Source organism: Desulfovibrio sp. DV, assembly GCF_001936595.1.
Lineage (GTDB): Bacteria > Desulfobacterota > Desulfovibrionia > Desulfovibrionales > Desulfovibrionaceae > Solidesulfovibrio.
Genome location: NZ_MLBG01000136.1, coordinates 1 through 12742 on the forward strand (window position 1 = coordinate 1; position 12742 = coordinate 12742).

Genomic DNA, 12742 nt, shown 5'->3' on the forward strand with positions numbered 1-12742 from the left:
AAAGACCGTGTCGCGGCCCGGGACAAAGGCGGTGAATTCGCCGCCGGTCTCGCGCAGATGGGCGTAGGCGCCGCCTATGGGCGTGGTCAGGTCCAGGCGCACGGGATTGGCGAAGTTGCCGTAGAAGCGGTAGTTCAGGCGGCCGCTTTTGCCGCCCCGGGCAAAGCTCAGGGACCCGGACAGGGAAAAGGCCTGGGCCGGCTCAAGGCGGGCCTGGGCATCCAGAAAGGCCTGGTAGACGGCCTTGGACTCGTCGGCAACCGGTGCGGCCGGCTTGATGCCGGCGCAGCCTGACACCCACATCGCCAGGGCGGCCAGCAGGAGAAGGCGCAGCAGGGCCTGTCGCGGCATGTTACAGGGCCTCCAGTTTCTTTTTCACAATCCCCGGCGTTTCGGAACCCAGTTCCAGGGCGCTGCGGTAGGCTTTCTGGGCCTCGGCCTTGCGGCCGGCGGCAGCGGCGATGTCGCCGTAGTGCTCCCAGATGATGGCGTCTTTGACCTTGTGGGCGATGGCCTTTTCAATGGTGGTCAGGGCCTCGTCCATCCTTTTGAGCTTGTATAACGCCCAGGCCCTTGAATCGAGAAAAAAAGGATTGTCCGGTTCTTTTTCCAGGGCCTTTTCGATCATGCCGAGCGCCCGTTCCAGGTCGCGGCCTTCCTCGGCCAGTGAATAACCAAGATAATTGAGGGCATCGGGGTGGGTGTCGTCTTTGCCCACGATGCGCTCCATGACGGCTTTGGCTTCGTCGCGGCGCTTGAGCTTTTCCAGGGCCACGCCGTAGCGGTAGAGCAGATCGAGGTCGTCGGGCCAGGTGACCAGGGCGTCTTCCAGGGTCTTGGCCGCGCCGGCCGTGTCGCCGGACTTGTCCTTGAGGGCGGCGTCCATGCCGGCGAATTCGCGGCGGTCCGGGAAGCGTTCCCGGGCCTCGCGCACAAGGGTCCGGGCCGCCGGCAGGTCGCCGATTTCCGAGGCGATCTGGACGCGGAAGCTCAAGCTTTTGTCATAGTTGGGATTGTCGGTCGCCACCTGGGCCAGGATGGCCATGGCTGCTTTGGGGTTCTTGTCGCCTTCATAGGCCAGGACGGCCTTGTAAAAGGGCAGATCCGGGCTGTCCGGCTCGGCGGCCTGGAGCAGGTCGAGGACCTGCTTGGCCTGCTTGGGATAGCCGGCCTCGACCAGGGCGGCCATGGCGTCGAGAAACTGGGATTTGCCGGTCTGGCCGTCTTTGAGCAGAGCCACGGCCTTGGCCGGGTTTTTCTGGCGGATGGCCAGACGCACAAGCTTGGCCCGGACTTCCGGGGATTCCTCGCCCAGGGCCAGCATCCGCTGGTAGGCATCCTGAGCGCCTTTGAGGTCGCCTTCGGTTTCGAGCATTCCGGCCAGTTCGGCCCAGGCCACCATGAGGCCGGCATCCTGGGCCACGGCGGTCCGCAGATACCGGACGGCATCCTTGTTGTTCCCGGCTCCGGCGGCAGCCTTGGCCAAGAGGTAGGAGACCGTGGCGTCGCGGTTGGCTTCGGGAATGCGCCCGAGCAGGGCTGTTGCTTCCTTGTGGCGGCCGGTATCGATGCAAAGCGAGGCCAGTTCCTGGATGGCGGACTCGTCTGTGGCATGGCTGGCCAGAAAGACTTCCAGGACTTTGATGGCCTGCTCGTTCATGCGCCGCATCTGGTAGGCGTTGGCCAGATAAAAGGCGATCTGCCGGCTGCCGGGAAAGGCCGTGCGGGCTTTTTCCAGGATCTCGGTGGCTTTTTCGCGCTCGTTTTGGCCCCAATAGAGGTTGGCCAGTTCCACCGCCAGATCCGGGGAAGGGTGGGCCGTGGCCAGTCCGGCCAGATTCTCGGCCGCCTCTTCCTTGCGGCCCTGGCGCAGGAGATCCTGGTAGACCAGGAACTGGTAGCTGACCTCTGCCGCCTGGGACAGGCCGCGCGCGGCATGGGCGTTGCGGGCCAGTTGGCTTGAGGCGCAGGAATTGGACAACAGGCATGGCAAAAGCGCCAGTACCAGGAAAAGCGGCAGTCGCGCCGGGGAAAAACGCTTTCGTACTTCAGGCATGGCCGGCATCCGTTGCGGCGGTGCGGACGCGTGGCTCCGGCAGGTGGCCGGGAGCAGATCGTCCGACAAACGCGCCGCTATTCGTCCTTATGGATCCAATCCGAGGAAAAGTCCTCGATGCGCTTGGACAAATGGTCCTTGAGCTTTTCCAGGAGCCGGGATTCAATCTGGCGCACCCGTTCCCGGGTGATGCCGTATTTGGCTCCGATCTCCCGCAGGGTCACCGGGGAATCGGAGAGAATGCGATTGTCGAGGAGCTCGATCTCTTTTTCGTTGAGCTTGGGGCGGATGCTCAGGATGTGTTTTTCCAGTTGCTGGGAAATCTCGTCGCCGGCCAGGATTTCCTCAATGCCCGGGGTCAGTGCCGGGAGAAAATCCAGACGGGTGGTGGTGGTGTCATCGCCCAGGGACACGTCCAGGGACAGGTCGTTGCCGCTTAAGCGCTGGTCCATCTCCACAATGTCGGATTCGGTGACGTTTAAGGCCTGGGACAGCTGGGAGGCGCTGGGGTCGAACCCCAGGCTTTGCAGCCGTTGGCGCTCTTTGTTGAGGTTGTAAAACAATTTGCGCTGGGCCTGGGTGGTCCCGATCTTGACCATGCGCCAGTTGTCCATGATATACTTGAGGATATACGCCTTGATCCAGTAGGCGGCATAGTAGGAGAACTTGATGCCCTTGTCGGGGTCGAACTTGGTCACGGCCCGCATAAGGCCGACGTTGCCTTCCTGGATGAGGTCCAGGACGTTTTGCATCCAGCGGCGCTGGAAATCCATGGCGATTTTGACCACCAGCCGCAGATGGGAGGAAATGAGGCGGAAGGCGGCTTTCTGGTCGCCGGCATCGCGAACGCGCCGGGCCAGCTCCTGTTCCTCCTCGGGCTTTAACATGGGAAACTTGCCGATCTCGCGCAGGTAGAGCTGCAGGGGATCGCGCGTGGAAAGAGAGCCCTCGGCCCGGCTGCGCGGGGCGGGGAGCTGGAAATCGTCGGTGGAATCGAGGTCTAGGGTTGCCGCGTCGGAGTCGTCCGCGTCGTCGAGCACTTCGGGTTCGACAGGATCCAGGTCCGTATCTTCCGGGGAAATGTCTTGATCGTCTTGAAGTTCCATCGGATAATGACCGGGTTTTAAAGGTGCGGTCGCACCGCTTGGGTTGGCCCGGGCAGACTGCCCGAGGCTGCAAAGGCGCTGTCTCGCATGACTACCACACTCTGTAAAGTTTTGGTTTGTCCTTTTCAATGTTTTTCAGTAGACGGACCGCGTTTCGGATGCGGCATCGAGACCGCTGATGGGCATAAGGAGGCTGCGTGGGCGATTTCAGAAAAGCGCTTGGCGATGACGGGCTGCTCATTTTCGATGGAGCCATGGGAACCCTGCTCCAGGGCCGGGGGCTTTCTCCCGGGCAGTCCCCGGAACTCTTCGGTCTGGCCCACCCCGAGGCCATCATGGCCACCCATCGGGAATATGTCCAGGCCGGTTCCCGGGTCATCACCTCCAACACCTTCGGCGGCACCCGCTACAAACTGCCGGCCGGCACGGACGTCCGGGCGCTCAATCGCGAAATGGCCAAAGCGGCCCGGCAGGCCGCCGGTCCGGGCGTGTTCGTGGCCGGCTCCGTCGGACCGACCGGCCATTTTGTCGCCCCCCTGGGCAAGGCCTCCCTGCATGATCTTGTGGACGCCTTTGCCGAACAGATCCGGGGACTGGCCGAGGGCGGCTGCGATCTGATCATCGGCGAGACCCATTTCGATCTGGCCGAGGCCAAGGCCGTCATCCTGGCCTGCCGCCAGGTCTGTTCCCTGCCGGTGGCCATGTGCATGACCTTTGAGGGCGCGGCCAGCCTGACCGGATCCAGCCCCGAGGTGTTTGCCGACACCATGGAAAATCTTGGTGTCGATCTCATCGGCGTCAACTGCGGCCAGGGTCCCGACGACATGCGTCTGGTTGGCGAGGCCTTTTCCCGCCGCCTGCGCACGCCCTTTTTCGTCAAGCCCAATGCCGGGATGCCGCGTCTGGAAAACGGCTGCACCGTCTTTCCCATGGGACCGGAGGAATTTGCCGAGAAAACCGCCCGGTTCGCCGATCTCGGAGCCAAGGCCCTGTCCGGCTGCTGCGGCACCACCCCGGCCCATATCGCCGCCCTGGCCGCGACCTTGTCCGGCCGCAGCCTCAAGCGCATGGACACGCCCGACCGCCCGGTGCTGGCCATCACCGCCCGCTCCGTCACCGTGCCGGTCGGCGGGGGAAGCCCGCTGGCGCTTATTGGCGAGCGCATCAATCCCACCGGCAAGCCCGAGCTGGCCGCCGAACTGGTGGCCGGGGAATTCACCAAGGCCCTGGCCTTTGCCGAGGAGCAGACGGCCGCCGGAGCCCATGTCCTCGACGTCAACGTGGGCGCGCCCATGGTCGACGAGGTGGCCGTGCTGCCGGGCCTGGCCCTGGAACTGGTCAAACGCCAGCAACTGCCGCTGTGTCTGGATTCCAACAACGCCGACGCCCTGACCGCCGGGCTTTGGGCCTATCCGGGCACGCCGCTCGTCAACTCCATCAGCGGCGAACCCGGGCGCATGGAACGGCTCGGGCCGATCTGCCGCGACCACGGCGCACCGTTTATCCTGCTGCCGCTTAAAGGCCGAAAGCTGCCGGTGACCGCTGCCGAGCGTCTGGCCATCATCGAGGAGCTGCTCGCCCAGGCCGATTCCCTGGACATCCCGCGCCGCCTCATTTTGGTCGACGCCCTGGCGCTGACCGTCTCCTCCAAGCCCGAGGCCGCCGTGGCCTGCCTGGACACCATCCGCTACTGCCGCGAGAAGTGGGGGCTGCCCACCGTCCTTGGCCTGTCCAACATCTCCTTTGGCCTGCCGGCCCGGGAGCTCGTCAACAGCACCTTTTTCGCCATGTGCCTGGGGGCGGGCATGGCGGCGGCCATAGCCAACCCCAATGTGCCCCGGCTTATGGAAACGCTGACGGCCGGTGAGGTGCTCATGGGCCGCGACCCCCAGGCCGGGCGGTTTATCGGCCGTTATGCCGGCTGGAAACCGAACCAGGGCGGCGGGGGGGTGACGGTGGCCGCGGCCGGAGCCGCCGATGACGGGGAGAGTCCGCTGCGCCGGGCCGTGGTGCACGGCCGCCGGGAAGAAGTGCTCGCGCTGGTGGAAACGGCCCTGGCCGAGGGCCGGGACCCGGCCAAACTGTTGAGCGAAGAGCTTATTCCGGGCATCATGAGCGTCGGGGAGCGCTACGAGCGCAAGGAGTTCTTCCTGCCTCAGCTCTTGGCCGCGGCCGAGGCCATGCGGGCGGGATTTTCCCGGCTCGAACCGCTGCTGGTCGAAACGGCCGGAGCGGCCAAGGCGCGCATCGTCATGGCCACGGTCGAGGGCGACATCCACGACATCGGCAAGAACATCGTGTGCCTGATGCTCAAAAACCACGGCTTCGAGGTTATTGATCTCGGCAAGGACGTGTCGGCCGAACGCATCGTGGATGCGGCCAGCGAGCACGGCGCCTCGGTCATCGGCCTGTCCGCCCTTATGACCACCACCATGGTGCGTATGGAAGACACGGTGCGCCTGGTGCGCGAGCGCGGCCTTGCCGCCCGGATCATGGTTGGCGGAGCCGTGGTCACCGCAGCCTTTGCCAAATCCATCGGGGCTGACGCCTATGCCACCGATGCCGTTGATGCCGTGCGCCAGGCCAAGCTTTTGGCCGGCGCCGTCTAGGAAAAAACAACTGGCGCGGCCCGATGCCTTTGGAGTAAAAACTCCTGGCGGCCGCGCCGCTCAATCGCTTTCGTGGAGGACGCCGTTGCGTATTCGCCCCCTCATAGTCGCCTTGCTGCTCCTGCTTGCGCCGCTGTCCCTGGCCAGTGCCCAGGATTCCGGCACCATTACCGGCCAGGGTGTTCTCGACACCGTGGTCGCGGCCCAGGGCAAGGTGGTGGTCATTGATTTTTTGCCTCCTGGTGCAAACCCTGCCTGATGGAGATTCCGGAATTCATCGAAGCCAGGAAGCATTATCCCGCCGACAAGGTGGTTTTTATCGGCATCTCCCTGGATCAGGACCAGGGACAGTACTTCCGTTTCGTCAAGCAGACGCCGTTTAACTTTCCGGTCCATCTGGCCGATCCCGACGTCATCAACACCTTTGGCGTGACCATGATCCCCAAAACCATCATCTACGATCCCACCGGCCAGCAGGCTCTCAACCATGCCGGCTTCATGCCCGGCGAGATGCTGCGCCAGGTGCTCGACAAACTGCTTGCCGGCGGCGGGAAATGAGCGAGTTTTTCATTCGCAAGGCGCGGATTCAGGACGTCAAGCCGATCCACGCAATGCTCATGCACTGCGCCCGCAAGGAATTCCTGTTGCCGCGGTCCTTTAACCAGCTCTATAGCCATCTGCGGGATTTTTTTGTCCTGGCCGAGCATGATGTGCCCGGTATTCGCGGTTGTTGCGCCCTGTCCATCTGCTGGGACGACATCGCCGAAATCCGTTCCCTGGCGGTCGACGAGACCATCCAGAAGCAGGGCTGGGGCGGCAAGCTCGTGGAAGCCTGCCTGTCCGACGCCGTGACCCTGGGCATTTTCCGGGTGTTCACCCTGACCTACCGGCCGCACTTTTTTGAGCGCCTCGGTTTTGTGCCGGTGGAGAAGGAGCAGCTGCCCCAGAAAGTCTGGGCCGACTGCATCCATTGCCCCAAGTTCCCGGAGTGCGACGAAAACGCGCTTCTCATGGAAATGTAGGGCCCTTGACGACTTCAGAACAAACAACGCGGGGAATAATGTCGGAGACGTTGCGTGAAGTGATAAGCGAGGCGGCGATCGCTGCCCGCGTGGCCGAACTGGGACGGGAAATATCGGCCCAGTATGCCGGTCTGGATGTGGTCATGGTGGGCGTGCTCAAGGGTGCGTTGCCGTTTATGGCTGATCTGCTGCGGGCGCTGGATTTTTGCCCGGACCTGGATTTCGTGCGGGTGGCCAGCTACGGCGACGGCGTGGCTCCCGGGGAACTGCGTTTTCTCATGGATCTGGAAACGGACATTGCCGGCCGCCATGTGCTCTTGGTGGAAGACATTGTGGACACCGGCCGCTCCTTGGCCTATCTCTCCAATATGCTTGAGAAGCGCCAGCCGGCCAGCCTCAAGGTCTGTACGCTTCTGGACAAGCCGTACCGGCGCGAGGCGGCGGTGACGGTGGATTTTGTCGGATTCGCTGCCCCCCCCGTGTTCCTGGTGGGCTACGGCATGGACATCGGGGAGCGGTTGCGGCGGCTTCGCGGCGTGTACGAATTGATCCGGTAGCAAATGGCCTTGAAATTGCATAGGTTGGCCAAAAACCGCAACCGGCGTGGGAAAAAATACCATGATTGTACAATGCCCGAAATGCCAGGCCAAGTTTGCACTCCCTGACGACAAGGTCGGCCCGGCCGGAGCCAAGCTGCGCTGCGGCAAGTGCCGCAATGTTTTTCACGTCGATCCGCCGGACCTGCCGGATAGCGGCGGGTTGACGGATTTCGACTTTCCCGACGACCTGGCCCCCACGCCGCCCCGGGCTGGCGCGGCCGGCGGCGCGGACCGTCCCGGTCCCGGCGCGGCCATGCCCGACGACGACATCCCGGCCGGACTCTTTCACTCCGAATCCTACGACGGCGCTCCAGCCTCCAAAAAGGGGCGCGAGCCGGAACCGGATCAGGACGACGATTTCCCGGGCGGCCCGATCAAGCCGGGATTCAGCCTCGACGATGTGGCTGATCTGCCCCTGCCGGGCAGCCGACCGTCAAAAGAGCGACGCAAACGGGTTCTGATTCTCGGCGGCGTTCTGGTTGTCCTGGTGGCCGCGACCCTGGCGGCGGTTTATTTTCTGGATCTGTGGCCCGGCAAAAAGGCCGCCAAGGACGCAGCCCAGACGCCGGCGGCCGAAACCGCTGCCCCGGCATCTGATGCGGCCAAGCCTGCTGCCGACAAGCCGGCCGCCCCCGCGACCCCTGGTGCGCCGGCCGCCCAGAAGCCTGAGGAGACGGCCAAGGTCAAGGACATCATGCTGCAAAACGTGCGGCAGTATTACGTGTCCAACGAAAAGGCCGGGCAACTCTTTGTCATCGAAGGCAAGGCCGTCAACAATTTCAAGTCGCCCAAGGAAATGATCAAGCTTGAGGCCAGCCTGTTTGACGACAAGGGCGGGACGATCATTGCCAAGGAAGAACTGGCCGGCAATACGGTTTCACTTTTTCAATTGCAGGTCATGACCCGCGACGAACTCAAAAACGCCCTAGCCTCCCAGGTCGGTGTGCTCACCAACAACACCAATATCGCCCCGGCTGGCGAAGTGCCTTTCATGATGGTCTTTTTCGATCCGCCCGAGACCGTCAAGGAGTTCGGGGTCAAGGTCGTTGACGCCAAGGACCCGCCCCGGCAGTAGCATGGCGGTCAAACCGAAACGGGTTTTCGCCTGCAGTGATTGCGGCGGCACGGCCCCCACTTGGCGCGGCCAATGCCCCCGGTGCGGGGCCTGGAACACCCTGGTGGAAAAGATCGGGCCAGCCCGCACCTCCGGCCCGGACGGCTTGCCGTCCGGGCTGCCCATTGTCCTGGGGGATCACCCGGGCGGGGATTTCAAACCCTTTGCCACCGGCATCGAAGGCCTGGACCGGGTGCTGGGCGGCGGCCTGACCCCGGGCGGGGCCGTGCTCCTTGGCGGCGAACCGGGCATCGGCAAATCCACCTTGCTGCTCCAACTGGCTGGTCTGGCTGCTGCGGCCGGGCGGCGGGTGGTTTACGTCTCCGGCGAGGAATCCCTGCCCCAGCTCAAGTCCCGGGGCGAACGGCTGGGCGTGCTCCACGACGGCCTGCTGGCTGCCTCCACCACCGACGCCGGGGCCACCGTGGAGATTCTCGGCGGGACGCCCGCGCCAGACCTCGTCATCCTCGATTCCGTCCAGACCATGCACGCCGCCGGCGTCGAAGGCGCGGCCGGGTCCGTGTCCCAGGTCCGGGCCGTGGCCGCAGCCTGCGTGGAAGCAGCCAAACGCGGCGACGCCTGTCTGGTCCTGGTCGGGCATGTGACCAAGGACGGCCAGATCGCCGGTCCCAAGCTGCTCGAGCACATGGTCGATACGGTGCTCTACCTCGAAGGCGAACGCCGCCATCTGTTTCGCATCCTGCGGGTGCTTAAAAACCGCTACGGCCCGACCGACGAGCTGCTGGTCATGGAGATGCGCGAGGCCGGGTTGTGCGAAGTGCCTGATCCCTCGACGTTTTTTCTGGGTGACCGGGACCCGGCCGTGTCCGGCTCGGCCGTGGTCATGGCCATGGAAGGACGCCGGCCCTTTGCCGTGGAGGTCCAGGCGTTGGCCGCCAAGTCCTTTCTCTCCATGCCGCGCCGGGCTGCCCTGGGCCTTGACGTCGGCCGGCTCCATCTGCTCCTGGCCGTCCTTGAAAAGCGCCTGCGCCTGAACCTCGGCCAGACCGACATTTACGCCAAGCTCGGCGGCGGCCTCAAAATCGCCGACCCCGGCCTGGACCTCGGCATCGCCGCGGCGGTCCTGTCCTCGTTTTACGACCGCCCCCTGCCGGCCGGAGCGGTGTTCTGGGGCGAGGTGGACCTGTCCGGCCGCATTCGGCCGGCCGCAGCCCAGGACACGCGCCTCAAACAGGCCGAACGCCTGGGCTACGGTCCCATCATCGGTCCGGACAGCGGCAAGGGCCGGCCCAAGGCCGATAACCTCGGCGATCTGGCCCGGCTGCTTTTTTCCTGAGAGCGCGAGGGAAGAGAGAAGAGGGAATAGAAGAGGAAGAGTGCCTCCGGCGGCCAAAGGGCTGAGCCCTTTGGAATCCCACCTGGGGGAAGTTTGATTGGACCGGGTGCGTTGCCAAGTCGAGACGCGAAGGTTGGTTATTGAGCTTGACGGGAACCACCGTTGCTCCGGCGGCCGGGATGATCCCTCCGGACCCCTGCAAAGGGAGAAATTTGTAATGAGGTTCTTGGCGATGGCTGGTGATCCGGTCGGCTGTGGACCGGGACAGCACATCGGAGTGTCGCGAGCCGCATCCGGGTGGACGAAACGTCGCGGAAAGCAACTGGAGTGGCGATGAGCGAACAGGTGTGTTTCTGCTTTGGCTACACCGTGGCCGACATCGAGACCGATCTGACCCGGAACGCCGGCCGCTCCACCATCCTGGAGCGGATCGCGGCGGAAAAATCGTTCGGGGCCTGCCAATGCGTCCAAAAAAATCCCAAAGGCCGTTGATGCCTGCCTGATGTCCGCCAGGTGGCGGCGGCATGGAGGAGGGGGCAGGGCGGTCTTCCCGGTTTCTAAGGAAACGCCGGTCAGGCCGTCGCTGCGGCCTCGATCTCCAGGCTGTCGCCCGGTCGGGCATAGCGGAAGAGGGTCGTTCCGGGGCAGGCGAGCCGATCGGCGTATTGCCCGATATACTCGGTGTGGCCGCCCAGGTGCATGGGCACGAAGACCCGGGGGCGCAGGCGTTCCAGCAGTTCCGGCGCACCGGACAGGTTTCCCGGCAGCCTCGGGTCCATGTTGGCCAAGGCCACGTCCAGCGGCCGTCCGGCCAGACGGGCCAGCGTACGCCGCCAGGACATCCCCACAGCCCGGTTGGCCGCCGGCGAGTTCCCGGGCCAGTCCCACAAGGCCAGATCCCCGCCGAAATAGACGGCCAGCTCTGCCACGTCGATGCGGTAGGCCAGCCCCATATCGTTGCTCTCAAGGGCTTCCACGACGATACCCCCGATCTCCCGGATCATGTCCGGCTCCATGACCACGGCGTCCGGCGGCAGGACGGCACCGTAAAGGTCGGCCACGTCGTCGGACACGACGAAACGGCGCGAGGCCGCCCCGGCCGTGGCCGCCAGGATATTGGGGTCAAAATGGTCGTCGTGGCTGTGGGAGACGAGAATGGTCAGATCGGAGCCGGCAATGCGGGAAGCGGCGGCCCGGGCCGCCGCTTCGGGCAGATAGCTGGGAGCGGGGTAGTCAAAGAGCAGGCTTGCGCCGCCCGCTTCCAGGATAAAGCAGTCGTGGTGAATGTAGACGATGCGGGCCGGCATGGCGGCAGGCTAGCGCGGCATCCCTAAAAAAATACGAGCGTATTTTTTTAGAAGAGTGTTCGCGGCGTGGACCATAGGCCTGTCTTTCGGCTGCCTGGATTTTCGAGGACACGACACTAGGCAACATCCCACTGCGGTCCGGTCGCGGTGTCCATGACCGTGACGCCAAGAGTGGCCAATTCGTCGCGGATGGTGTCGGAGCGGGCGAAATCCTTGGTCTTCCGGGCTTCCTGGCGTTCGGCCACAAGCCCGTCGATCCGGCCGGCGTCAATGCCCAGGCGGGTGAGGCGGCAGGCCTTGAGTTCGGCCAGAAAGGTCTGGCTGTCGCTGCCAAGCACACCCAGGATGGTTGCCCAGACGGCCAATGCGTCAAGGATGCGGCGCAGAACCTCGGCCGTCTCCCGGCTCTTGCCAAGCGTCTTGTCGTCCATCAGCCGGCCGGCCAGACGGACGACGCCAAACACATGGCCCATGGCCTGGGCGGTGTTGAGGTCGTCGTCCATGGCCGCAGTGAAGCCTTCCTCGTGCCGGGCCAATTCCTCGAGCACATCGGCCGGGAGTTTCGTCTCGCTCCATTTGGCCCGGGTCAGCGCCTGCTCCATTTGAGCCTTGGCGGCGTAGACGCGCTTGATGCCCTTTTCCGCCTCGTCCAGGCCCTGGTCGGAATAATCGAGCGGGCTTCGGTACTGGGAGGACAAAAGGAAAAAGCGCAGCACTTCCGGGAGATAGCGGGCGTAGATGTCACGGATGGTGACGAAGTTGCCAAGCGACTTGGACATTTTTTCCGTGTTGATGCGCACGAACCCGTTATGCACCCAGTAGCGGCAGAACTCGCCGCCGATGGCCGCCTCGCTCTGGGCGATCTCGTTTTCGTGGTGGGGGAAGATCAGATCCTGGCCGCCGCCGTGGATGTCGATGGGCATGCCGAGGAGCTTTTCGCTCATGGCCGAGCATTCAAGGTGCCAGCCGGGACGCCCCGGGCCAAACGGGCTTTCCCAGACTGGTTCGCCGGGCTTGGAGGCCTTCCACAAGGCAAAATCCAGGGGGTCTTCCTTTTCTTCGCCAGGGGCCACCCGGGCTCCCGAGCGCATGTCTTCCACGTCGCGCCCGGACAGCTTGCCGTAGCCCGCAAAGGAGCGGACCCGGAAATAAACGTCGCCCGACGGGGTGCGGTAGGCGTGGCCGGCGTCAATGAGGCGCTGGGCCAGGGCAGCCATCTCGCCGATATATTCCGTGGCCTTGGGTTCGGCGTCGGGACGCAGGATGCCGAGTTTGTCCATGTCTTCGTAAAAGGCCGCAATATAGCGGTCGGCGATTTCCGTGGAGGTCGCGCCCTCGGCATTGGCCTTCTTGATGATCTTGTCGTCCACATCGGTGAAATTGCGCACGAATTTCACTTCGTTGCCGATGTGGCGCAGATAGCGCACGAGCACGTCGAAGACCACCGAGGACCGGGCGTGCCCGATATGGCACAGGTCATAGGCGGTGATCCCGCAGACGTACATGGCCACCTTGCCCGGCACGCGGGAAACAAACGGCTCCTTGGCCCGGGTCATGGTGTTATAAAGCTGCATCCTCGCCTCCCGTCAAAAAGTCCTCACCCTTTGCAAAGGGGAGTTGTAAAGTCAACCA

General features: G+C 64.1%; 12 protein-coding genes and 1 pseudogene. 8 read left to right on the plus strand and 5 right to left on the minus strand.

Annotation, left to right across the window (positions count from 1 at the left end; genetic code table 11):
* From DVDV_RS19910 to DVDV_RS19920, 3 genes and pseudogenes are all read right to left on the minus strand, one after another.
* Window positions 1–351: pseudogene (locus DVDV_RS19910) on the minus strand (hypothetical protein); the annotation flags it as partial.
* A gap of 1 nt (window position 352) precedes the next feature.
* Complete coding sequence (locus DVDV_RS19915) at window positions 353–2056, minus strand: tetratricopeptide repeat protein (RefSeq protein ID WP_075356341.1); 1704 nt, start codon at window positions 2054–2056, stop codon at window positions 353–355.
* Window positions 2057–2133: 77 nt separating this feature from the next.
* Window positions 2134–3162 carry an RNA polymerase sigma factor RpoD/SigA gene (locus DVDV_RS19920; RefSeq protein ID WP_075356332.1) on the minus strand — a complete coding sequence of 343 codons (1029 nt, stop codon included), beginning with the start codon at window positions 3160–3162 and terminating at the stop codon, window positions 2134–2136.
* A gap of 197 nt (window positions 3163–3359) precedes the next feature.
* Between DVDV_RS19920 and DVDV_RS19925 the strand changes: the two genes are divergently transcribed.
* The 8 genes from DVDV_RS19925 (at window position 3360) to DVDV_RS19955 (ending at window position 10295) form a co-directional block, all read left to right on the plus strand.
* Window positions 3360–5771 carry a homocysteine S-methyltransferase family protein gene (locus DVDV_RS19925; RefSeq protein WP_075356333.1) on the plus strand — a complete coding sequence of 804 codons (2412 nt, stop codon included), beginning with the start codon at window positions 3360–3362 and terminating at the stop codon, window positions 5769–5771.
* Between the two features lie 85 nt (window positions 5772–5856).
* Window positions 5857–6030: a hypothetical protein gene (locus DVDV_RS23615; protein WP_254845459.1), complete on the plus strand. Its 174-nt coding sequence runs from the start codon at window positions 5857–5859 to the stop codon at window positions 6028–6030.
* The gene (locus DVDV_RS23620) at window positions 6030–6329 is read left to right on the plus strand and encodes a TlpA disulfide reductase family protein (protein WP_254845460.1); all 300 of its coding nucleotides are present in this window, start codon (window positions 6030–6032) and stop codon (window positions 6327–6329) included. The genes DVDV_RS23615 and DVDV_RS23620 overlap by 1 nt, the downstream gene beginning before the upstream one ends.
* Window positions 6326–6793, plus strand: coding sequence for an N-acetyltransferase (locus tag DVDV_RS19935; RefSeq protein ID WP_075356334.1), 468 nt, complete (start codon window positions 6326–6328; stop codon window positions 6791–6793). Before DVDV_RS23620 ends, DVDV_RS19935 begins: the two co-directional genes overlap by 4 nt.
* Before the next feature lie 38 nt (window positions 6794–6831).
* The gene (hpt, locus tag DVDV_RS19940; protein ID WP_075356335.1) at window positions 6832–7350 is read left to right on the plus strand and encodes a hypoxanthine phosphoribosyltransferase; all 519 of its coding nucleotides are present in this window, start codon (window positions 6832–6834) and stop codon (window positions 7348–7350) included.
* 61 nt (window positions 7351–7411) lie between these two features.
* Entirely contained in the window at window positions 7412–8467 is a 1056-nt protein-coding gene (locus DVDV_RS19945; RefSeq protein WP_075356336.1) for a DUF3426 domain-containing protein, read from the plus strand.
* A 1-nt stretch (window position 8468) separates the two neighbouring features.
* Window positions 8469–9803 (plus strand): DNA repair protein RadA, encoded by a 1335-nt coding sequence (radA, locus tag DVDV_RS19950; RefSeq protein WP_075356337.1) that lies wholly within the window; start codon window positions 8469–8471, stop codon window positions 9801–9803.
* Between the two features lie 333 nt (window positions 9804–10136).
* Entirely contained in the window at window positions 10137–10295 is a 159-nt protein-coding gene (locus DVDV_RS19955) for a BFD-like (2Fe-2S) protein (protein WP_075356338.1), read from the plus strand.
* Window positions 10296–10375: 80 nt separating this feature from the next.
* On the opposite strand, the gene DVDV_RS19960 is transcribed toward DVDV_RS19955, so the two are convergent.
* Both DVDV_RS19960 and cysS read right to left on the minus strand, forming a co-directional pair.
* A complete protein-coding gene (locus DVDV_RS19960; protein ID WP_075356339.1) occupies window positions 10376–11110 on the minus strand; it encodes an MBL fold metallo-hydrolase in 735 nt (244 codons plus the stop codon).
* Window positions 11111–11226: 116 nt separating this feature from the next.
* Window positions 11227–12684, minus strand: a complete 1458-nt coding sequence (gene cysS, locus DVDV_RS19965) for a cysteine--tRNA ligase (protein ID WP_075356340.1) — start codon at window positions 12682–12684, stop codon at window positions 11227–11229.
* Window positions 12685–12742 lie beyond the last annotated feature (58 nt).